Annotated in this window: 19 protein-coding genes; 8 read left to right on the forward strand and 11 right to left on the reverse strand. The window is 60.7% G+C overall.

Features of this window, described 5'->3' with window-relative positions; genetic code table 11:
* Positions 1–55: 55 nt before the first annotated feature.
* Both VGN12_05880 and VGN12_05885 read right to left on the reverse strand, forming a co-directional pair.
* Positions 56–1525, reverse strand: coding sequence for a DUF1501 domain-containing protein (locus VGN12_05880; protein HEY4308963.1), 1470 nt, complete (start codon positions 1523–1525; stop codon positions 56–58).
* Positions 1526–1531: 6 nt separating this feature from the next.
* A complete protein-coding gene (locus VGN12_05885; GenBank protein ID HEY4308964.1) occupies positions 1532–3979 on the reverse strand; it encodes a PSD1 and planctomycete cytochrome C domain-containing protein in 2448 nt (815 codons plus the stop codon).
* 190 nt (positions 3980–4169) lie between these two features.
* Here VGN12_05885 and VGN12_05890 point away from each other — a divergent pair, with 190 nt between their 5' ends.
* Positions 4170–4331 (forward strand): hypothetical protein, encoded by a 162-nt coding sequence (locus VGN12_05890; GenBank protein ID HEY4308965.1) that lies wholly within the window; start codon positions 4170–4172, stop codon positions 4329–4331.
* A 15-nt stretch (positions 4332–4346) separates the two neighbouring features.
* On the forward strand, positions 4347–5111 hold the full coding sequence (locus VGN12_05895) for a PQQ-binding-like beta-propeller repeat protein (GenBank protein ID HEY4308966.1): 765 nt from the start codon (positions 4347–4349) through the stop codon (positions 5109–5111).
* Positions 5112–5154: 43 nt separating this feature from the next.
* Here VGN12_05895 and VGN12_05900 read toward each other — a convergent pair whose 3' ends face one another.
* From VGN12_05900 to ispH, 7 genes are all read right to left on the reverse strand, one after another.
* A complete protein-coding gene (locus VGN12_05900; GenBank protein HEY4308967.1) occupies positions 5155–6429 on the reverse strand; it encodes a VCBS repeat-containing protein in 1275 nt (424 codons plus the stop codon).
* Positions 6430–6564: 135 nt separating this feature from the next.
* Entirely contained in the window at positions 6565–6759 is a 195-nt protein-coding gene (locus VGN12_05905; GenBank protein HEY4308968.1) for a hypothetical protein, read from the reverse strand.
* Positions 6760–6922: 163 nt separating this feature from the next.
* Entirely contained in the window at positions 6923–7486 is a 564-nt protein-coding gene (locus VGN12_05910) for a hypothetical protein (GenBank protein HEY4308969.1), read from the reverse strand.
* A gap of 139 nt (positions 7487–7625) precedes the next feature.
* Positions 7626–8513 carry a bestrophin family ion channel gene (locus tag VGN12_05915; GenBank protein ID HEY4308970.1) on the reverse strand — a complete coding sequence of 296 codons (888 nt, stop codon included), beginning with the start codon at positions 8511–8513 and terminating at the stop codon, positions 7626–7628.
* 49 nt (positions 8514–8562) lie between these two features.
* Positions 8563–11262, reverse strand: a complete 2700-nt coding sequence (locus tag VGN12_05920; GenBank protein ID HEY4308971.1) for a transporter substrate-binding protein — start codon at positions 11260–11262, stop codon at positions 8563–8565.
* 267 nt (positions 11263–11529) lie between these two features.
* Positions 11530–12576: an enolase C-terminal domain-like protein gene (locus VGN12_05925; protein HEY4308972.1), complete on the reverse strand. Its 1047-nt coding sequence runs from the start codon at positions 12574–12576 to the stop codon at positions 11530–11532.
* A gap of 141 nt (positions 12577–12717) precedes the next feature.
* Entirely contained in the window at positions 12718–13677 is a 960-nt protein-coding gene (ispH, locus tag VGN12_05930; GenBank protein HEY4308973.1) for a 4-hydroxy-3-methylbut-2-enyl diphosphate reductase, read from the reverse strand.
* 83 nt (positions 13678–13760) lie between these two features.
* Here ispH and hpnC point away from each other — a divergent pair, with 83 nt between their 5' ends.
* The 4 genes from hpnC (at position 13761) to VGN12_05950 (ending at position 17753) form a co-directional block, all read left to right on the forward strand.
* Complete coding sequence (gene hpnC, locus VGN12_05935; GenBank protein ID HEY4308974.1) at positions 13761–14789, forward strand: squalene synthase HpnC; 1029 nt, start codon at positions 13761–13763, stop codon at positions 14787–14789.
* Entirely contained in the window at positions 14786–15676 is an 891-nt protein-coding gene (locus VGN12_05940) for a phytoene/squalene synthase family protein (protein HEY4308975.1), read from the forward strand. Before hpnC ends, VGN12_05940 begins: the two co-directional genes overlap by 4 nt.
* Positions 15673–17133 (forward strand): hydroxysqualene dehydroxylase HpnE, encoded by a 1461-nt coding sequence (gene hpnE, locus VGN12_05945; protein HEY4308976.1) that lies wholly within the window; start codon positions 15673–15675, stop codon positions 17131–17133. The genes VGN12_05940 and hpnE overlap by 4 nt, the downstream gene beginning before the upstream one ends.
* Before the next feature lie 335 nt (positions 17134–17468).
* A complete protein-coding gene (locus VGN12_05950; GenBank protein ID HEY4308977.1) occupies positions 17469–17753 on the forward strand; it encodes a hypothetical protein in 285 nt (94 codons plus the stop codon).
* Between the two features lie 169 nt (positions 17754–17922).
* On the opposite strand, the gene lon is transcribed toward VGN12_05950, so the two are convergent.
* Entirely contained in the window at positions 17923–20274 is a 2352-nt protein-coding gene (lon, locus tag VGN12_05955; protein HEY4308978.1) for an endopeptidase La, read from the reverse strand.
* A gap of 27 nt (positions 20275–20301) precedes the next feature.
* Positions 20302–20772: an Hsp20/alpha crystallin family protein gene (locus VGN12_05960; protein HEY4308979.1), complete on the reverse strand. Its 471-nt coding sequence runs from the start codon at positions 20770–20772 to the stop codon at positions 20302–20304.
* A gap of 149 nt (positions 20773–20921) precedes the next feature.
* On the opposite strand from VGN12_05960, the gene VGN12_05965 reads away from it, so the two are divergent.
* Together VGN12_05965 and VGN12_05970 are read left to right on the forward strand one after the other, a co-directional pair.
* Positions 20922–21623, forward strand: coding sequence for a PRC-barrel domain-containing protein (locus tag VGN12_05965; protein ID HEY4308980.1), 702 nt, complete (start codon positions 20922–20924; stop codon positions 21621–21623).
* Positions 21624–21698: 75 nt separating this feature from the next.
* On the forward strand, positions 21699–22856 hold the full coding sequence (locus VGN12_05970) for an aminotransferase class V-fold PLP-dependent enzyme (protein ID HEY4308981.1): 1158 nt from the start codon (positions 21699–21701) through the stop codon (positions 22854–22856).
* Positions 22857–22865 lie beyond the last annotated feature (9 nt).

The following is a 22865-nucleotide window of genomic DNA, read 5'->3' on the forward strand; positions in this document are numbered from 1 at the left end:
GGCGACGAGATTTGGAAGCTATGCGCCGTGTGATCCGGTGACCGCGGGCGACCGCTTAGATAATCTGCCGGATCGGCTCGACCTGCTCGACCCCTACCAGTTTTTGATCCAGCCCACCGTAGAAGTACGAGAGCGCGTTGGGGTCCAATCCCATTTGGTTCAGGATCGTGGCGTGCAGATGCTTGACGTGGAAGGGGTGCTCGACGGCGGCCGCACCTAGTTCATCAGTCGTGCCGACGCTTTGCCCCCCCTTGATGCCGCCGCCGGCCATCCACATTGTAAAGCCGTAAGCGTTGTGATCGCGGCCGGTCCCCTTGGCATATTCGGCCGTGGGCTGGCGACCGAACTCACCACCCCAGACGATCAACGTTTCGTCCAATAGGCCGCGCTGCTTGAGATCCGCTAGTAGCGCCGCGATGGGTTGATCGGTATTGCCGGCGTGGAAATTATGGTTCTTTTCCAGGTCGCCGTGCGCGTCCCAATTGGCGTCGTTGTGCGATCCGCCGGAATAGAGCTGAATGAAGCGGACACCGCGTTCGACCAACCGCCGCGCCAACAGGCAGCGGCGACCAAAGTCGCGTGTACGTTCCTGATTGACGCCGTACATGTCGAGCGTTTGTTGCGTTTCCTGCCCAAGATCGATCGCATCGGGTGCGTACTGTTGCATCTTGTACGCCAGCTCATAACTGGCGATCCGCGCCGCCAGGTTGCTATTGTCGGCATGCCCGGCCAGGTGATCGCTGTTGGCCGTGTGCAATGCATCCAATAAATCGCGCTCGACTCCTTGAGTCATGCCTTCCGGCAGATTCAGATCGAGAATCGGCGCTCCCTTGGAGCGCAATAGCGTTCCTTGGTATGTGGCCGGCATGTAACCGCTCGACCAGTTTTTGGCGCCGCTGATCGGACCGCCGCTGGGGTCAAGCATCACGACGAAGCCTGGCAAATTCTCATTTACGGTTCCCAGGCCGTAGTTCACCCAGGACCCTAGCGCTGGGCTGCCGCTGAGTATCTTGCCTGAGTTCATTTGCAACATCGCCGAACCGTGAATCGGCGAATCGGCCGTCATCGATTTGATGAAGGCGATATCGTCCACGTGTCCGCTGAGATGCGGAAACAGCTCCGAGACCCATTGGCCCGACTGCCCGTATTGCTTGAACGTCCATTTCGGCCCGACGACGCGCCCTTCGTTTTTCGAGCCGCCGCGTCCCTTGGTCTTAACCGGGATCGTCTGTCCGTCGAGCTTGTAAAGGATCGGCTTGTAATCGAACGTATCGACGTGGCTCGGCCCGCCGTACATGAACAAGAAGATCACGCTTTTCGCTTTCGGAGCGAAATGCGCCGGCTTGGGTGCGAGCGGATTGGCAAATGGTGTCACGCCATCGGCCGCGCGTAATTGCGACGCCAGAAAACCGTCTCGGCCGAGCATGCCGGCCAGGGCCACCGATGTGAACGCCCCGCCCGCCTGCCAGAGGAATTCGCGCCGGGTGCGGCGGCAAAACGATCCATGCGGTATGTCGTTAGCCATGTCTGGTCAATCCAGGTAAACGAATTCGTTCAGATTAAGCACTGTCAGGCAGTAATACTCGAAGGCCTTGTCGGCGGTCAGCCCATGTTGCGTCTGCAGCCGCTCGATCAATCGCGCCCCTTGCTCGATTTGCCGCGACTCGACGGGCCTGGCCAGCGCCAATCGCAAGGCCCTGGCGATCTGACCGTCGAGCCCCTCGGCCACTTCGGACTTTACGCGCCGGCCCAGCGCCGCGGCCTGCTCGTGGGCGAATTCGCCATTGAGCATCGCTAGCGCCTGTGTCGGCTGAGTCGTGGCAAACCGCACCGCGCAACTGCCGTCGGTATCGCAAACATCGAACTCGGCCAGGATCGGCAAAACCAGCGACCGCTTGATGTGAATGTAAATGCTGCGCCGATTTTGCTCCTCGGGCGAAGAGTCACCCCAGCCATTGCCGGGGATCGACTGAGTCTGCAGCACTTCCTGCGACATCTTGGGGTACGTGCCTGGACCGAACATCTTCAAGTTCAATTGACCGGTGGCGGCGAGCATGGCGTCGCGAACCTCTTCGGCCCCCAGCCGGCGCATGTCGAAGCGCCACAAGAGATCATTCTCAGGATCCTTGGCCAGGGCTTGCGAATTCCCGGCCGACGACATGCGATAAGCGTTCGAGGTGACGATCAGCCGGTGCAGCGGCTTGAAATGCCAACCAAGATCGACGAACTCTGCCGCTAGCCAATCGAGCAGTTCCGGATGCGTGGGAGGATTTCCCAGGCTGCCAAAATTGCTCGACGAGCGGACCAAGCCGCGGCCGAAATGATGCTGCCAGACCCGATTCACAACGACCCGCGCGGTGAGCGGATTCGTCGGCGAGGCGATCCAGTCTGCTAGCGCCGTGCGACGACCTGACGTTCTCGACGCGCGGCCACGATCGGTGATCGATGGTTCGCCACCGCCGAGCGCGGTCAGAAAGGCGGGCTGCACCTCGGCCCCCGGCACATGCGGATTACCACGTGCAAGAATGAAAGCCGGCGGTGGACCCTCCAAAGTTTTGCCGAGCCCCAACAGCGTTTCGCGCGGCGGAAGCACGGTCTTTTCCACCTCGGTTAGTTCGTCCTTGCGCTTGCTGTACTCTTGCCACGATTCCTCGCTGAGACAGCTTTGCAGATTCTTCTTCAGAACGGCATCGCGCTCGGGCCCTTCGGTCCGGCGCTGATCCTCGGCAGACATTTTCTCGATGCCTGTGCGTTCGAGCAGCAGCATCGCTTCGCGCAGGGTTGCCTTGCGCGCCTCAACGTCGCGATATTGCTCGGCGATTTCGGGGGGAGAAATGTCGACCTGACAGGTTTTGGTGTTGTAACGGTCGATCTCGTTAAAGAACGACACCATGCGGTAATAGTCGGCCTGCGGAATCGGGTCGAGCTTATGGTCGTGGCAGCGGGCGCAATTGATTGTCAGCCCAAGGAAGACCTGCCCGGTCGTGGCTACGATGTCGTCGAGCTCGTCGTAGCGGGCTTGCAGCGGATCGGCCGGCTCGTCGTCCCACAACCCAAGACGGTAATAGCCGGTCGCGGTCAGCGATTCGTTAGAAGCATCGGGCAATTCGTCGCCAGCCAGTTGCTCGCGCAGAAACCGGTCGTAGGGTTTGTCGTCGTTGAACGATCGGATCACATAATCGCGAAACCGCCACGCGTTCGGTTTCACGCCGTCGCGCTCGAAGCTGTTCGTGTCGGCAAAGCGAACCAGGTCCAGCCAATGACGCCCCCAACGTTCGCCATAGCGCGGAGAGCACAGCAATCGATCAACGACCTTTTCGTAGGCGTCGTCCGTCGTGTCCGCCAGGAACGCGTCGATCTCCTCGGGGGACGGAGGTAGCCCGGTCAGGTCGAAGTAGAGCCGTCGCAAGAGCGATGCCTTTTCGGCCGGCGGCGCTGGTGCGAGACCATGGGCCGCAAGCTTGCTGAATACGAAACGATCGATGGGATTATGATTCCATGCCTCGTTGTCGACTTGTGGAAGAGTCGGGCGCATGACGGGCTCGAACGCCCAATGGTTTTCCCATTTGGCACCGGACGCGATCCAATCGTTGAGCGCCCGCACTTGATCGGCCGTTAGGGGCTTGCCCTCGGGGGGCATACGCACGCCCTCTTCGGTCGCGGTGATGCGCTCCAAAAGAAGGCTCTCGCTTGGCTGGTTGGCGACGATCGCGTGACCACCGGATTCCAACTCGGCAAACGCTCCATCGCGACTATTGAGTCGCAAGCCCCCCTTGGCCTGATCAGGCCCGTGACAGCGGTAGCAACGTTGGGCCAGGATGGGCTGGATAACCGTGCGGAAATCTACCACCGGCGCCGAGGGGGCGTTTGCTTCGGCCGCGCGCAAAAACTCGAAGGGCGTCAGGCATAAAAGCGCGGTTAACGCACCGATGACACGCCGGGTTGCCGGCAGTCGCAACTTGTCGAAATGAGAATTCATCCAGCGTGGCAATGCTGATTTCGAAGAAGGCGAGGAACCCAGGCAGGCAGGAAGCAAAAGTCAGGGTACAGTATACACAAATCTGAAGGGAATTGCCCACGTATGGAAGGCCCCGGCATGCCGGTAAATCGCCTTACCGTAGGGCCTGGAACGCCAATAAAACGCGGCACGTTCAATCAGAAAGAGACACATGCGACGACAGCACCCACTGCGGGCGGTATTTATCTCGGCGTTCTGTGCAATTCTTCTCGCTGCGACAGGGACAGCCCATGCCCAGCGTTTGCTTGTGCAAGGAAATGACAAGCTCGCGATCGTCGACCGCGATGGCACGATCGAGTGGCAAATGCCTTGAGGCGGCATTCATGACGTGGCCGTGGTTCCGGACGGACATTTCATGATGCAGCAAGGGGCGAACAAAGTCGTCGAGATCGACCCCGCGACGAAAAAGGTTGTCTGGTCGTACGATTCCGCCACGGCCAACGGCAATCAGGGCAAGCCGGTCGAGGTTCATGCGTTTCAGCCGCTCGGTAACGGGCGAGTGATGATCGCCGAAAGCGGGCCGGGTCGCATCATCGAAGTGGATCGGGACGGGCACCTGATTCACGAACTCAAGCTGAAAGTCGACCATCCCCATCCGCACACCGACACGCGCCTGGCGCGAAAGCTGCCTGACGGCCACTACCTCGTCTGCCACGAAGGGGATGGCGTGGTGCGTGAATATGACGCGGCAGGCAAGATTGTGTGGGATTACGAAGTCCCACTCTTTGGTCAGCAAAAAAAGGATGGGCACGGGCCTGAAGGCTTTGGAAACAAATGCTTCGCCGCGCTGCGACTGGCCAACGGCAACACGCTGATCTCGACGGGCAATGGTCACGGCGTTCTGGAAGTTACGCCGAAAAAGGAGATCGTCTGGCAGATCGGGCAAAAGGACCTGGCCGGCATCACGCTAGCTTGGGTCACGACGTTGGCCGTGCTACCGAACGGCAACTACCTGATCGGTAACTGCCATGCCGGGCCGGGACAGCCGCTCGTCGTCGAGGTCGAACCGAATTCGAAAAAAGTCGTCTGGCAGTTCGACGGTTATGACACATTTGGCAACTCAGTTTCGAATACTGTCGCGCTGGATAAATAGCTCGACAAGTAAACCGCAGGCCATGCTATTTCTCGCCCGCGCTTTATTTTTCGGCTGGTGCGACGGGCTTGGGTTGCGCCGCCTCCCACTCGTCGCGGCTGACAGTCGCACGTTCATGCAGCAGCACATGCGCGCCCTTCATCCCTCCGACGATCATGTCTGGCAGCTTATCACCATTGATATCGGCCACCGTTAATTGCCGGCCGATGCCGGTGTCATCCGCGGCCCGATAGGGAATCCAATCGATGCCGTCCTTGGTGCGGGCCAGCTTGAACCAGAAGACCACGGCACCTGCGTCCCACAGCGGGCTTTGCTTGTGGTGTGAATAGTACGTCTTGCCGGTGACGATGTCCTTCAGACCGTCGCCGTCGATATCGGCCAAATTCACGGAGTGTGGTTCGCTGAAAAGCAGACCGTAACGGTTCGCAGCCGCCTCGCTTCCCATGATGACGTGCGGCGTAAACTCGATGCGGTCACCCTGCCGCTTCTGCTCGTACCAAGCGAGGCCGAATTCATGCGCCGCGAGGCTCGTGATCACGTCGCTATCGCCGTCGCCGTCGACGTCATACGCGTACATTTCGGCGCCGCCGGGACCGGCGAACTCGACCGGATGGAATTCCCACTGCCCGGCGTCGAGCGACGAAGGTTGAGCAAACCATCCATCCTTGGTAATGATGTCCTGCCGACCGTCGCCGTCGATATCGCCCACGCCTAGACCGTGGCCAAAAGGTTTTGGCGCGTTGCGTTCGGACACATTGTGGAACTGCCACTCTTGAAATGGCTGGTTCCAATCGATCGTGGCATAGCCGAAATAGCCATCGTGCGTGCAAACAAGTTCCGGCCGCTCGTCTCCCACGATGTTCAACAACTGCGGTGATTCGTTGCAGACCGAGTCGAGCACCTTACGACGCGGCCAATGCTTGTCGAATCCGGCCGAGCCTGGGTTTTCGTAAACGAAGGCGGGCGTTCCCGGAAATCCCGCAGTGAGGATGTCCGGACGGCCGTCGCCATTGAAATCGTAAACCCAGGAGAAAAAGTGGTTCGCGTAACCTTCGACCGGTTGAGGCTTCACGGCGAAGATCTCGTGCTTCTCGGTGAACAGCGGCCCTGCAAACCAGTATGGACCGTAAACCGCATCGATGACGCCGTCGCCATCGAGATCGCCGACATTGGCCCCTTCCGAGTAATAGGTATCCGTTAGAGGAATCACCTTGAAGCGGTCGAGCTGATATTCAGCACCGTGCGCCGAACAGGCGAGATTCGCCATCGTCACTAACAGCGCAGTGAGTGGCAGCGAAGAGTTCAGCGAGCGCACCATGCGTTACCCCTTTTGCGAATTCACCGGACGAGTTAATGATTCGACTGGCCGATTTTAACAGCCAAAAAGGGGCGTGCGCACCCTGGGCGCGGGGAGAAATGCTGCAGCATTTAGTCGCCGCTTAGCATTTTGCTTTCAATGAGCTGGCGAGTCGCTGGCCGGGAATGACTCCCAGGAGGACTCGTCCACGGGATCTTCGGGAACCGGCGGCTCGGCTCTTTCCGGCTTACCTACTTCGGGACGCGGGACTTTCGGATCCTGATCGCTGGGCGAGTTGGGCTTATTTGACGTCGGTTCTTGCGAGGCCTGCGGATGCTTTCGAGCGGTCATGGTTCCCTCGCTCCAAGGGCGCCTGGATGCTTCATCGATCATTTAAGTCTGCATTTATCGCGCCAGCGACGGCTCTGGGCATACACGCCCCGCATTATGACACTCTCGCCGGTCGTTGCGCTGCCAGTATGATCGGACGTCCGCCGGACGTGCTGTAGCAAAGTCAGGAATCGGTTTTGCTGATGGTGTCCCCGAGGCAGAATCGTCCGCTCCGAATGATTTTCGCGTTGATGCCACGCAAATGCAAATGCTTGCCGATCGGTGAATTCACGAATTTCACGGCATCCTTTCCAAAGCGTGCCGCGAATTGCCGGCAGCCCGTGTGCGGTTCGGCGGTTACCTCGACCAGCGCCGTCCCGATCCGCAGTTGCGTGCCCGGCGGAATGTGTGCGTCGCTGAGATCAAAATCGACGAACAGTTGATCGCCGGCCAGTGCCCAGCGGTCTTTCGTTTGCGCGACCAGCGCAATGGCCCGCGCGTTCATCAACGTCAATTGCATGTCAGGATGCGCCGAGCCATCGGCGGTGCGCCGATAACCGCGCGCCAACCAATTGTCGCCGACCAGCCCGACATGGGTGTCGAGCGTCGCCTCGGTAATGACCTCGCGCGCGCCGATTTGCGGGCGGCGGACGATCATCTCGACCCTGCCCGTCCCTTGTGGCGATCGACGAATCAGGTCCAGGCCGGCTTCCATTTCCCGAATCGTCAACATCCTTGGCGTGGCCATCAGGGCCTCCCCGAGCACGGCCGTATGGGGCTCTACCTGCAAATCCCCGGGCTGCTTCTTGCTGGACCACAAACGGGGGCGACAGGTTCGCACGATTATATCGCCCGGCGAGAAATCCGCGCTCTCGGCTGGCAATCGCTTAGACCGTCTGCGCTTCGTACGGGACACATAGCGTCTTTGTGTCGCGGGCGATGGTGCCGCAGATACGTTCAAGCGGTAGGCAATTCGGATCGACGCCGAACGGACGTTCGATTTCCGCTCCTGCTTCCTCGATGCCTAGCATGCCGAACGAGACCACCGCGACAACCAGCGGCGCGGCATATCCCATTCGGCCCACCAGCACGAACGGCAACGAACCGAGATAGATCAACAGCAACTGCCGAATCAGCGAGGCGTACACAAACGGCAGGGGGGTCTTCTGAATGCGCTCGCACCCCCCCTGCGCGTCGACCATGCTGCTGAGAACCTGTTCCATCGCCATGGCCTGGTAGTTATCGAGCTGTCCATCGATGCGGCGGTGATTGATCCAATCGCTGATCGCGCCGGCCAGGACCGTCGGAGGATTCGAGGCGGCAGCCGCTTGTCGTGCCAGACGCCCCGGCACGAGGTTGGCGATGCTTTTGTACTCGAAGCCACCGCGCAGAGTCTCGCGCACCGCCGTCGCGTACGCCGTGATCAGCGGCGGCAGGTCTTCGGCAGGTCCCGCGTAGCGTGAGCCCAATCGGGCCAGATTGCGCGAGCCATTGACCAGTACGCCCCAGAATGTTCGTCCGTCCCAGTACCGATTGTTCGACGAGTTGGTGCGAAAGACGATCAACATACTCATTGCCACGCCGAGTACCGAATGTCCAAGCTGATCGAGCGAAGGCAGCGGAAATCCGTAACGGCGGAACACGTACTCGTCGAGTACACACAGCACCAGGCTGAAACAGGTGAGCAGCCCGACCCGGCCCAGAACGTTTGGCAGCACCGTGCCATAAAAGGCGCAAGTCGTGCGCCACCAGCGTTCGGATTGATACTCGATCATGAGAGTGTCGACCGCTTCAAAGCGAAAAGAGAACGGTTAGGCGTTTGGGCTAGCGTGGCTTGGCCGGCGCATTGGCCCGCCACTGCCCCCCCCATTTTTGATAGAGCTTTTTCTGGAATTGCAGCCATTCTCCGCGCGTGCGCGAGGCGGGAAACGGCTCGGGCACGATCGGTTTTGGCGAACTCCACACAATGTCGAATTGCAAATCGTCGTCGATTCGGCCAATCAATGCCTGCCGCCACGCGTGGTGGTTATCTGCTTCAATTTCCACGGGTCCTTCGGGCGCGTTAAGCGTTTGGTGGATCATCGCCGCGCGAATATCGGACACGCGATCCGTTTTACATTCGTCGACGGCGTAACCCCACATGTGCATGCCGGCATAAGCGGCCGCCATCGGATCCGTGGCCACGCGCGCCGGTCCGTAGCGCTGTCGCAGACGATCGAGAAAATCGATGTTGTCCTGCGTATTCACGCTCTGGAAATAACTCCAGACAGCATAGTCCCCGGCCAGGTCGTGCCCCATCGCCGAGATGTTCAGCAAATCCTCTTCCGTGACCTTAAACGAGATCGTGGGCACGGATTCCGATGTCACGCCCGCTTCGCGCAAATGATTGAACATGCTGATGTTTCCCGCGCCGCTGACGGTATTCATAACCGCGTCCGCACCCGATTCGACGACTTGCCGGGCCAGATCGCCAAAGTTGGTATCTCCCAAGGGCCGGTAGCCGTCGCCGACGACTTGCCCGCCGAGCGCGGCCACCTCGTCACGAATGATTTCGTGGGCACAGTGCGAGTAGACGCCGTCGGCGCCGATCAAGAAAAATTTACGCTTGCCGAGAAAGGCAAACGCCCACTTGGTAGCCGGCACGATCTGCTGATTCGGCGCGCCCCCCATATAAATGACGTAAGGGGACTCTTCCATTCCTTCGTAAGTCGTGGGATAGACGAGCAAGTGGTCATGCCGACGGCAAACCTCTTCGACCATCTTTCGGCACGGCGAGCGCCAGCAGCCAAAGAGCGTGACGACATGCTCATTGGTAATCAAATCCTCGGCCTGTTCGGCAAAGATATATTCGTTCGACTTGCCGTCGCGGACGATCGCTTGCACCTCGCGGCCATTTAGCAAGCCGCCAGATTCGTTGATCTCCTTCACCGCCATCAGGAACGCATCCACGATCGACCGCTCGCTCGTCGCCATCGGGCCGGATAGCGAGTGAATAATGCCGATTTTGATGGGGGGTAGATCCGTGGCGGGTGGCGCTGCGGCGTCGCTTGACGCGACTTCGTTCGCCGGTGCGGACGCGGCTGGCGGATCGCTCGTCGGCTTGGCAGGAGCTGCCGATTGTGAAACGCTCGGCGAATGCTCGCCCAGCGCCGCCATAACCGAGCTTTCAATCGCGTTGCTATGTTTCAATTCAAGGAGGTGGTGATATTGCGACAACAGCCCGAGCGCCGCCGCCGCCAGAATGGCCACGGCGCCCGCCCAGACGCCCCATCCCAGCCGCTTGCGAAACTGTGTGGGCCGCGTCGCGGTGGTCGAGGAGAATTCTGGCGGAACCATACCTGTGCTCGTCAGGCTTTGTTCTATGCGACGGATTTCGTCCGCCACGGCTCGGGCCGAGACGGGTCGGGCCTTGGCATCTTTTGCCAGCAATCGGTCGACGAGTTGTGTCAAATGCGTCGGCACGCCGGGAACCCATTCCGTTAGCGGCGCGTGCGGCTCTTCGACTACGGCCTTCAGCACGTGCAAATAGCTAGCGCGATCGAAAGGGGATTTGCCGACCAGCATCGCGTACATGATCGTGCCCAGCGAAAACAGATCCGAACGCTGGTCGATCGGCATTCCGCAGGCCTGTTCGGGAGACATGTAGGCAGGCGTGCCGATGATCTGTCCGCCCATCGTCAGATGTTCGTGTACCGCGAGTGGCCGCGCAACGCCGAAGTCAAGCAGCTTTACTCGCCGTGCCGGCTCGTCAGGGCGGCGCGTTTCGAGCCAAATGTTCGCGGGCTTGATGTCGCGATGTACCAGTTGCCTTTCATGTGCGGCGGACAACCCCTCGGCTACTTCCCGCGCGATTCGCAGCATTTCTGCCAGCGGCAACGAGCGGTCGCGCCGTAGTCGGGCGTCGAGCGTCTCGCCGCGCAGCAACTCCATCACGATATACATGCAACCGGCTTCTTCGCCGACCTGATGCACCGTGACGATGTGGTCGCTCGACAGCGAGGCCACGAGCTGTGCTTCTTGCAGGAACCGCTTGCGCTGTGCCTGATCGATCTCGGCGGAGCGCAAGACTTTGATGGCCACGCGGCGGCCCAGGCTGATGTCCTCGGCCTCGAAGACGATGCCCATGCCCCCTTCGCCCAGCACGCGCAAAATGCGATAGCCGCCGAGGCGTCCTAATTCGTCATCTGCTTGCGGCGCCGCGAGCAGCCCACGCCAGGTCGGCGGGGGACTGTCACAGGTCGGCGTATCTGCGACACTGGCGCTGCGGACTTCGGGATGTGTCCCGGTGGCAGATGACGACCACATTGCCCTTTCGCCCTTCACGGTATCACTCCCCGGCGTGCGCGGCGCATCGGCCGCCAGCGACATGGACAGGCCTGCACTACGTAATAGTGGCAGGCAACGATCGCAGCCGGCAGCGTGCCGCAGCAATTGCGCCATCTCGGCAGCCGGCATCTGACCCGCGAACAAAGCGGCCAGCTCGGTGCTCTCCGGACACGTTTCTATCGATGGTTCTACGGACAAAGCGCCAACCTCGTAGGATGCGTCGTTCGAGTGTCCGACCGAAAAATCACGTGCTTGCGCGTTGCTGGTACTGCAGGTCTAAGTACGCGTTCTAGGCGCGTGCGCACTCTATATATAGGTCGCGCGGGATGACTGGATTGTCGGCCAGTGCATGCAGTGCCCCGTGCAAAGATTGGTCAGGCAAGTGACTGGCCGGTAGAAGCGGCAGAAACGCTACGTCCCGCACGGCGACAGCGAGAATTACGAGCGAGACGAGGTGCGAATCTACTACGCCGCCAGGTAGGATTCGAGCCGCGCCCGATCGACAGAAATCCCTAATCCCGCGGCTTGCGGAACCGAGATTGTGCCGTCGACGATGGTCAGTCGTTCGCGCAAGATGTCCTGGTGCAACTGGTACGACGCACACTCGTGCGCCAGCCCCAGGTTGGGCGTCGCTGCCGCCAGGTGCAGCACTCCTGCCAGCGCCACGCCCAGCCCCGCGCCGCCTCGCAGAGAAACCGGCAACTGCGCGGCCGCGGCCACGATCGCGCATTTTCGCGCCATCCACAGTCCGCCAACCGCGCCGATGTCGATCACCAGGTGAGCGGCAGCACCACTGCGCACAAGCGACAACACATCCGCGGGCGAACGAACCGGCGAACAAACTGCCATCGGAACCGTCGTTTGCCTGACCAGCGACAAAAGACCGTCGAGCCCAGTTTCGAGAGGATCGACGATAAGTTGCAGCCCCTTCCCCTCGAGGCGGCGACAAAGTTCGCGTGCGGCCACGGCCGAGTATCGCCCCGCAGCGTCGAAGCGTAGAGCGACGCGTTGCGACGTTGCCTGACGCACGGCGTCGACCAGGGCTACGTCGTCGTCGATTTCGCCGCAAGCGGTAACGGACTGTGTATGAAAACCGCGGGCCGCAAGATCGCGCGACAACTGCACCGTTCGCTCGGCCGAACCAAACGGCAATCGAATCGCCAATGGCACGCGCGGCCGATACTCGCCCCCCCAAATCCGGTACAGTGGTTGGCGCGCGGCACCGGCGATCAAGTCCCAGCAGGCCATCTCGACGGCCGCGCGAAGCCCCGCCGGGGCCAGGGCCTCTTTCGTAAGCAACTCTTCTACGTCAACAACATTATGTCCGGCCAGCAGCGGCAGCACGTGCTCGCGGCGCAGAGCCAGTTCGCTGGCACGCCAGGCAATATGAGCCTCGCCCCAACCTTCCTGGCCGTTGCTGGTAGCCAGGCGCACCAGTAGTGGGCGCTCGGCGCCTTCAGCGCCGCGTGCCGTGGGATCGAGCAGAAAAAAATCGAGGTCCGCGATCTTCATGGCAAACGTAGAGGACTCTTGCTCGGTGAGATTCGCCGCGCACAGCTACGTAAGTTTAACTCGCAGGGCGATGCCGCTGATGAAAGCAAGAAAATCTGCTGCCCGGGGGTTAAGGGTGCCGGATATCGGCACGCCCGAGGATCATCCGTCGGCCTGCGGTACGCCGCCCGCCGCGGCCAGTGACCGCAGCTCACGCGGCAGTGGGAAATAAACTTCCTCTTCGCGAACGACGCTCGTCTCGACCGTGGCTCCGAAGCGCTTTCGCAAGAACTCGACGCAGTCCTCGACCACCAATTCCGGAGCACTGGCCCCGGCCGTGATGAGGACCGTCTCGTCTCCGTTGAACCAGCCCACGTCGATATCGGCCGAACCGTCAATCAAGTAGGCGCGCACGCCGCTCTCCCGCGCTAGCTCGGCCAGCCGCTGACTATTCGAGCTGTTCTGACTGCCGAGCACCAGCACCAGGTTTGCGTCGCTCGACAGCAGCTTCACCGCTTCCTGACGATTTTGCGTGGCGTAGCAGATATCTTCCTTGGGGGGATTCGATATCTGGGGAAACCTGGCCCGCAGCCGTTCGATGATGCGATTGGCATCGTCGACCGAGAGCGTGGTCTGGGTCAGGTAAGCCAGCCGCGAAGGATCCGCGATTTCCAGCCTGTCGACATCCTCGGGCGTTTCCACCAGCAGCATCGCGTTGGGAGCCTCGCCCATCGTGCCGATGACTTCGTCGTGCCCCTCGTGGCCGATCAGCAGGATGGTATATCCGTCGCGTGCGTAGCGAATCGCCTCGAGATGCACCTTGGTCACCAGCGGACAAGTGGCATCGATCGTTCGCAGGCGCCGCTCTTGGGCCATGCGACGTATCTCGGGCGAAACCCCGTGCGCTGAATAGAGCAGCGTCGCCCCCTCGGGCACTTCTTCCAGGTAATCGACGAACACGGCCCCCTCTTCGCGAAATCGATCGACCACGTATTTGTTGTGGACGATTTCGTGATAGACGTAGATCGGCGTGCCGTACACCTTGATGGCCAGCTCCAGGCTTTCGATCGCCATGTTGACGCCGGCACAGAAGCCGCGCGGGGCGGCGAGTATGATTCGCATGGTTGGCCTCTTAAGGGAACCTTATCATAATGTATGCCCGAGCGGCCGAATAGTCGGCTAGCTTTCGCTCTGGCTGGCTTGCGGTGATCGGCCTCGCGCATGCCTTGCTATTAACCGCACTGGGAAATCCGTTTTTAACGATCATGGCCAGCTTGTCATTCAATGTGGATCTGGCCAACTATGGTCCCGCAGGACAATTTGCGCGCGCCGCGACGCTTGAGGAAGGCCGCGAGTATTGCCGTGATCTGGCGAATCGCCACTACGAAAATTTTCACGTGGCCAGCCTGCTGCTGCCGCGTTACTTGCGACCTCATTTCCAAGCAGTCTATGCCTATTGCCGGTGGTCCGATGATCTGGCCGATGAGATTCACGACCACCAGCGCAGCCTCGACCTGCTCGCCTGGTGGGAAAGTGAATTGCAAAACTGTTATGCCGGCATCGTGCGGCATCCCGTCTTTGTCGCGCTGCACGAGACCATCGCGGAATTCGCAATCCCGATCGAGCCATTTGCCAATTTGCTGATTGCCTTTCGTCGCGATCAGCAGGTTCAGCACTACGAAACGGCCGACGATGTGCTCGACTACTGCCGCTACTCGGCGAATCCTGTTGGCCGGCTGGTGTTGTATTTGGCTCGCGCGCATGACGAGCGGCGTGGCCGGCTGGCGGATTCGATCTGCACCGGCCTGCAACTGGCGAACTTTTGCCAGGACGTTGCCGGCGATTGGGAACGGGGACGCGTCTATCTGCCGCAAGCCGAATGTCGCCGCTGCGGATACAGCGAGGTCGATTTCGCCTGCCACACTTACAATGAGAGCTTTCGCCTGCTGATGGCGAGTGAGGTCGAGCGAGCCCGAAAGTATTTGCGCGACGGGTTGCCGCTGATCGAGATGATGCCGCGCGGCCTGCGGGGCGACGTGTGGCTGTTTGCCAACGGCGGGCTGGCCATTCTCGATCGGATTCACCAGGTCAAATACGACGTCTGGCGACGGCGCCCTTCGATCACGCGCGCCGGCAAGCTACGGCTGTTGGCCGGGGCTGTGTGGCGCAATCTTCTAGGTGCCGGCCGACCTTCATCGTCCTCCGCAGCAGATGCCCCTGCGAGGCGCGCATGACCGCGACGCTCGAGGCAAGCTACGCCTATTGCCGCGATATCGCGCGGCGTGGGGCCGGCAATTTCTACTACTCGTTCTTGCTGCTGCCGAGCGCGAAGCGTCGCGCCATGTGCGCGCTATACGCTTTTCTGCGCGCCACGGATGACGTGGGGGACAGCAACAAGACGCTCGCAATCCGCCGCGAAGAGCTTACCGCTTGGCGGTACTCGCTGAGCGAGGCATTTGCTGGACGACACAACGCGATCATGATGCCGGCGCTACTCGATACTGCATCGCGGTACGAGATTCCCCACGAATATCTTTTCGATTGTATCGATGGCGTCGAGATGGACCTTGCGGAACGCACCTACCAGACATTCGCCGACCTGGAAGATTATTGCTACCACGTGGCGTCCGTGGTTGGGCTGGCATGCATTCACATCTGGGGTTTTAGCGATCGTGCCGCGCTAGCGCCCGCTCGTCGTTTGGGCATCGCGTTTCAACTGACGAACATCTTGCGCGACCTGAAGGAAGACGCCGAGCGCGGGCGCGTTTATCTGCCGCAAGAAGACCTGCAACGATTCAACTACTCGCGCCAAGATATCGAGCGAGGCGTCCGCAACTCGCAATTTCGCGAGTTGATGCGGTTCGAAATCGCCCGAGCCGAAGAACTCTACAAATCGGCCATCGAGCTTGAGCCGTATCTGTCGCGCGATAGCCGTGCGGCACTACGGGCGATGGTCGGCATCTACGGCAGTCTGCTGGGTGAGATTAAGCGCCGCGACGGCGACGTCTTCAGCGAGCGCGTTCGGCTAAGCTCCTGGCGCAAGGTCGCGATCGCGGCGCGTTCGCTGCTGCCTCGATCCGTACCTGCGCCCACGAGTGCTGCTAGAACGCTGGAAGGATGATCGAGCCTGTGCCAGCGCCGTCCATTATTCCTCAACCGCAGCCCGCGCAGCCGCGACGCGTGGCGATCGTCGGTGGTGGTTTGGCCGGCCTGGCCGCGGCCGTGGGGCTTGCAGGCCAGATCATCGACGGACAGCCGCTCTCGATCGAGTTGATCGAAGCGCGACGCCGGCTGGGGGGACGCGCCGCCTCGTTCGCCGATGCCGCGAGCGGCGAGGCCGTCGACTATTGCCAGCACATCAGCATGGGCTGCTGCACGAACCTAGCCGACTTCTGCCGTCGCACGGGCACGGCCGACCTGTTTCGTGCCGATCGCGTACTGAATCTCTTCACGCGCGATGGTCGTTGCTCGCGGTTGAGTGGCGTGCCGCTGCTGCCTGCTCCTTTGCACCTGGCGCCGGCGCTGTTGCGATTGCACTTTTTGTCGTGGAAGGAGCGCTTCGCGATCGGTCGCGCGATGCTGCAATTGGCCCGGGCGAAGCCCGAGACGCTTGCTGAATGCACGGTGTCGCAATGGCTCGCGGCGCATGGTCAGACGCCGCGAGCGATCGAGCGCTTTTGGGGGGCCGTGCTGGTCAGCGCCCTAGGGGAATCTGTCGACCGCTCCTCGATGCTGCACGCCCAGAAGGTTTTCGTCGATGCATACCTCTCGAACTCTAAAGCCTATGAACTGCACGTGCCGCGCGTCTCGCTCAGCGAGCTATACGACGTCCGACTCACGGAATGGCTCGCGCAGCAGCAAGTGAAGCTGACGCTGGGGACGCCTGTCGACATGATCGACCTTGCGAACGACGGCATCACGCTTACGTCGGGTGCGACGACACAGGAATACGACGCCGTAATCGTCGCCGTTCCTTGGCAGCGCGTGAGCTCATTGCTGGCGCCAAGACTTGCAGCACTTCCCGAAGTCGCCGGCCTGCAACAAATTGACGCCGCGCCGATTGCCGGCGTACACCTGTGGTTCGATCGGCAGATCACCACGCTTGAGCATGCCGCGATGGTGGACATGCTCAGCCAATGGTTGTTTCGCCGTACGGATCTCGACGCCGGGCAGCAGGGAGGAGAATTCTACTACCAGGTCGTGATCAGCGCGTCGCGGCACATTGCCGGTCGCGATCGGGCGGAAGTCGTCGCCGAGATTTGCAACGAACTTCGCGACGTCTTTCCCGCGGCGCGTGATGCAAAACTGCTGCGATGGAAAATGGTGGCCGATCCTTTGGCGGTATTCTCGGTCCGGCCGGGCATCGAAGAGCTGCGTCCTACGCAAAAGACCAGCATCGCGGGGCTATACCTGGCCGGAGATTGGACGAAGACCGGCTGGCCTTCGACGATGGAAGGGGCCGTGCGCAGCGGTTACCTGGCCGCGGAATCCGTCTTGCAGCGGTTCAATGCGTCCGTTGAATTATTGACGCCGGATCTGCCGCGCGGCGCGCTCGCCAGGATGTTAAGGCGCGCGTAGAAAACCACATTCAGTTCCTGCGCCCTCCTCAATCGCCCCTTGCGAATCGCGGAAGGCGCAACTGCGTCGCTGTTCTACCGCCGGCCGGAGTGGTAGATGAATCGCCATCTCCGAGCTTTTGCGGACGCTTGCTATCAACTCGAAAAATGCCCTCGTCGGGGGCTGTGCATCGGCAGTTGGTCGAACCTCGGCCAAATCCCTCGATCATTCTGCGCGATCGGCGAACAAGCGGGTCGTTAAGCGGTCTGTAACGAACGCGGCACGCGAGGTGCATAGAAGAAAGTCAAGTGATTGCGGGGGCGCAGTAAACATCGCACAAAAAGAAGGAGTGCATCATGGGAACGCCAGCAAACGATACGCGTAAAGATCAACAGACTGGCCAAAACACGCAGCGCCAGGATGACAAGAATCGACAGGACTTCCAGGGCAATCCGAACGCGTCGAAGGGCCAGAATCCGATGCACAAGCAACAAGAGCATCGTGGTCAGAACATGAAGGAAGAGGGCGACGCTTGCGGCTCCGAACAAGGACAACAAGGCCAGCAGAAGAAGGCCGAGGAGCAATGTCATACGCAAGGCCAGAACGCCGGCCAGCGTGCGTCTCAGGACCAGAACAAGTAGCCGTGCAAGCGGCCACTTTATGCGGTAGAGGCCGTGTCCGACACGGGCCGACCTCTGCCGTGACTTTAAGCTACCCGCACTGTACGTGGCCAGCATAACAACGGTCACGTGCGAAGGCCGTCAGGTTCCTGCCCCGCCTGACGGCTCTTTTTATGCGCACCAGAAGAATCTATTTCGCTTCAGCCGCGGCGCGTTCCATCAATTCCGGGACCGCGGCGTTCAATACATCCTCGATACGGTCAGTCAGTATCACTTCGAGCTGCGAGCGTACGTTGTCGGGCAGGTCATTCAGATCCTTACCATTTTCGCGCGGCAAGATGATTCGGCGAATGCCGGCACGGTTCGCGGCCAGCACTTTCTCCTTGACGCCGCCGATGGGAAGGACCAATCCCGTGAGACTGATTTCGCCGGTCATGGCTGTGTCGCTGCGCGGCGCGATGCCGCTATAGACCGAGGCCAAGGCCGTGGCCATCGTTACGCCGGCCGAGGGACCGTCCTTGCGAATCGCGCCGGCCGGTACGTGAATGTGAACGCCCGAGGTGCGGATCACTTCGCGATCGATTCCGAGTTCGGCCGCCTTTGACCAGATATAGCTCTGGGCCGTCTTGGCCGATTCTTGCATGACCTCGCCCAGTTGGCCGGTGAGCGTTAGCCCCCGCCCTTCGGGCAGGAGGACCGCCTCGATATAGAGAATCTCGCCGCCGGCTTCGGTCCACGCCATCCCGGCTGCGACGCCGGGGGGCAACTGTCGGCGCATTTCTTCCATCGAGAAGCGTTCCGGGCCGAGGAGCTCGTTCAAGTCCTGCGGGCGTGCCACGACAGGCTCGGTGTGCCCTTCGGCGAAACGGACCGCTACTTTACGCGCCAGTCGCCCCAGTGTCCGTTCCAATTCGCGCACGCCCGCCTCGCGCGTGTAGCGGCGAATCAGCCGCGCCAGGGTGTCGTCGGCAATCACTAACTGATCCGGCTTCAGGCCTGCCTCGCTCAATTGGCGCGGGATCAGATAGTGCCTTGCGATCTGCGCCTTTTCTTCGTCCGAGTATCCGGCAAGCCGCAAGAGTTCCATGCGGTCCAGCAAAGGCTGCGGAATGCGATCGAGCGTATTGGCCGTGGCTACGAAGAAAACCTTCGACAGATCGAACGGCAAGTCGAGATAATTGTCGTGAAATTCGAAATTCTGAGCCGGATCTAGTATTTCCAGCAGCGCCGCCGCCGGATCACCGCGAAAATCGCTTCCTAGCTTGTCGACCTCGTCGAGCATGATAAGCGGATTCTTAACGCCCGACCGGCGTACGGCCTGAATGATCCGACCGGGCATCGCCCCGATATAGGTGCGGCGATGGCCTCGCAACTCGGATTCGTCGTGCAGGCCGCCCAGGCTCATCCGCTCGAATTTCCTTCCCAGCGAGCGCGCTATCGATTTCCCTAACGACGTCTTGCCAACCCCCGGCGGGCCAACGAAGCACAGGATGGGCGCCTTGGCGTTTGGATTCAGCTTTAGCACTGCCAGGTGCTCGATGATGCGCTGCTTGATTTCCTTCAGGTCGTAGTGATCTTCGTCGAGCACTTGCCGGGCCCGCGGTAGATCGAGCACATCCTCGGTCGTTGCTTTCCAGGGCAGTTCCAGCAGCAGCTCTAAATAGGATCGCGTGAGTTGATAGTCGGGCGCGGCCGTGGGGAGCCGCTCCAAGCGATTCAATTCGCGCGTCGCCTCTTTGCGCACCTCGTCAGGCAAGTCCGCTTCGTCCAGCCGGCGCCGCATCTCGGCTGCGTCGGCTTGCTCGGGGCTGCGTTCGCCGAGTTCTTCTTGGATAGCGCGCAACTGCTGCCGCAGCAGGTATTCCTTTTGCTCGCGGCTCAACTCGGACTGTGCCTGGCTCGTGATCTTGTGCCGCAGCTCGAGCACTTGCAGCTCGTGCGTCAAGTGCTCCATCACTAATCGCAGCACTTTGGCGCGGGTGTTCGCTTCCAATAGCGCCTGCGACTTGGCAATGTCCAGGTTCAACATCGAGGCCAACAGATACGCTTGGTGCAAAACGTCCGGCACCTGCGCAAACATCTGCTGGATTGTGAAGGGAGCCTCGGGCTGCAGCAGGGCATGCACGGCCGCTGCCTGATCGATCATCGCCCGGCCCAGCGCCTCGACTTCGGTACCGTCATCCGTAGGTTCGGGCAATTGCTGCGCGCGGATCTTGAAATAGGGCTTCGTGTCCACGGCTTCGATCAATTCGACGCGCTCGATGCCCTGGACGATGATCTGCGGGCCCACATCGCCGCGTTCCATTTTCTTGATCGACGCTAGCGTGCCGACGCGGTACAGATCGTCGAGCGTGGGCTCTTCGACTAGCGCGTCTCGCTGCGCCACGATCAGCAGACGCTTGTCCTCGGTCAGAAGCGCAGCCTCGACCGCGGCCACGGATGCGGCACGCCCCACCGCCAACGGAAGCAATAGATGAGGAAACAGTACGTTGTTCTTCAGCGGTAACGTCGGCAGCACGGTCGACCGCGGAGCATCAGTCATGCGATTGCTTTCCTTGCGCGGGGTCACTCAATGGGACTTCAAGCAAACCAATAACATTCCGTCGCGATACTCGCTCGTAATATCCGCATGCTCAACGTCATCGGGAAGCTCGATGACGCGTTCGAATTGGTTATAGGAAATCTCCATCGCGTACCAGTTTCCCCCTTCCTCGATGGCCCAATCGCGGCGCACGCCGCGTAGGATCAGACGCCGCCCGGCAAGGGAGAGCTGAAAATCCTCGGGCCGAACTCCGGCCAGCTCGAATTTCAGCAACCACCCGTGCGGGCCGTGGTACACGTCGCAGCGAGGTTTCCACACGGCGGGTTCGTAACTCGCGCCGGAGGAAAACAGCGTACGCATCAGTTGATCGAGCTTTTCGGCCATACGATTGATTAGACCGGCGCCGTTGCGGCAGGCAAGTCCCGACGCGGAAAAGTGTCGCAGGAACGGCCCCGCCGGGAAACGACTGGGGTGCCCCTTCGAAAAGATGCGATACAATTACCAAGGATCGCGACGCGTTCGGCACGGTTGGCATTATTCGCCGTGCGCCGTCGCGGCTTGGGCCGGGAAATCAGCCCGATTTCGAACGGATGATGACCAGAAATCTCGCCCAGCGCATTACGCTCAACCGATTGGAGATTGCGAATATGTTGCGAAGTACCGCGGACCTGGCAGAACTTGTGATCCATGCCACGGACGGAAATATGGGATCGCTGGCGGACATTTACTTCGATGACATTCACTGGCACGTTCGCTATTTCGTCGTGGATACCGGCCATTGGCTGCCGGGCCGGCTGGTGCTGATTTCTCCGGCCTCGGTCGCCAGTGCCGACGCGACCGGCCGGCAGTTGAACGTGACACTCACCAAACAGCAGGTCGAGCAAAGCCCCGGGATCGAGACCCATGAAACCGTCTCGCGCCAGCACGAAATGCACATGTCGAAGTATTACGGCTGGCCAGTTTATTGGCCTGCCGAGGGAGCATTGGCGCCGGATACCGACGAGCCGCAGCCCGGCGATGCGAACCTTCGCGGTGCCGGTGAGGTCAGGGGATATCATGTGCATGCCCAGGATGGCGATCTGGGGCATGTAGCGGATTTCCTGATCGATGAGACGACTTGGGACGTGCGATACCTGGTCGTCGACACCGGCAAATGGCTGCCCGGTAAAAAGGTGCTGGTCGACCCGCGCGCCGCGGATCGGATTGATTGGGCAAAATCGACCGTCCACGTACACCTGACAAAGGATCAGATCAAGAACCTGCCGACCTATGATCCGTCCGGTGCCCGCGAGGCGCTCGACAAAGCGCATATCGAGACGTTTCAACATTGGCCGACCTACTGGTATTAAACCGTTAGACCACGGCGAAGATGAAGCGGTCGCAGAATCGCCAAAGTTCACAGAGCCGCGAAGGAATCGTTTTGAATGACGGCTGATCCGCACACGCCGCCTCGAAGCTGGGAAGAATTCCGCCAGGCGATGCCGGTCGCGCGCCGCTGGGCCTATTTCGATCATGCGGCGGTTGCCCCGCTTTCTGAGCCCGCGCGCGCCGCAATGGTCGCCTGGGCCGACGACATGACCGAAAACGGCGACACCGGCTGGACCAGCTGGTCCGCGCAATTACAAGACGTGCGGCGTCGCGGCGCTGCCTTGCTGGGGGCCGAGCCGGCCGAGATTTCGCTCGTGCGAAATACGACCGAAGGGATCAATTTCGTCGCCGAAGGCTTTCCGTGGCGCGACGGGGACAATCTGGTCACGCTGGCCGACGAATTTCCGTCCAACCAATACCCGTGGATGAACCTTGCCAGTCGTGGCGTCGAGTGCCGTCGCGTTGCGACGGTCGACGGGCGGGTCGATCAGGCCGCGATCGAACAGGCATGTGACAGCCGCACCCGACTGATTGCGGTTAGTTGGGTGAACTATGCACACGGTTGGCGCAACGATCTCGACGCGTTGGCCGACATGGCGCACCGCCGCGGGGCGTACTTGTTCGTCGATGCGATTCAGGGGTTAGGAGTCTTCCCGCTGGACGTTCGCCGTACGCCGATCGACTTCCTGGCCGCCGACGGGCACAAATGGATGCTCGGTCCCGAGGGAGCCGGCCTGCTCTACCTGCGACGCGAACATTTGGATCTGTTGCGCCCGCTGGGCCTGGGCTGGAACAGCGTCCGCCAAGGAAACGACTACAGCCGGATCGAATTGAATGTCAAAGATTCCGCCGCCCGCTATGAAGGAGGAAGCTACAACGTGACCGGCTTCCTAGGGCTGGGAGCAAGTCTCGAATTGCTCGGGCGTTACACCAGCGAACAAATCGCGACGCAAATCCTGACGATTACCGACGACGCTTGCGAGCGTCTGGCGCGCTGCGGGGCGAAAGTTGCCAGCCACCGCGAACCAGGCCGAGCCAGTGGCATCGTGGCCTTCGAGTTCGCGGACCGTAATTCCTTGGCGATCAAGAAAGAACTACTCAATCATCACGTCGCACTCGGGTGTCGCGCTGGCCGATTGCGTATCAGCCCGCACGTTTACACTAACGGTAAAGATCTCGACCGGTTGATTTCTGCGCTGAAAGCAGTCGTCTGAAAGCTTGAA

Source organism: Pirellulales bacterium (genome assembly GCA_036499395.1).
GTDB lineage: Bacteria > Planctomycetota > Planctomycetia > Pirellulales > JACPPG01 > JACPPG01.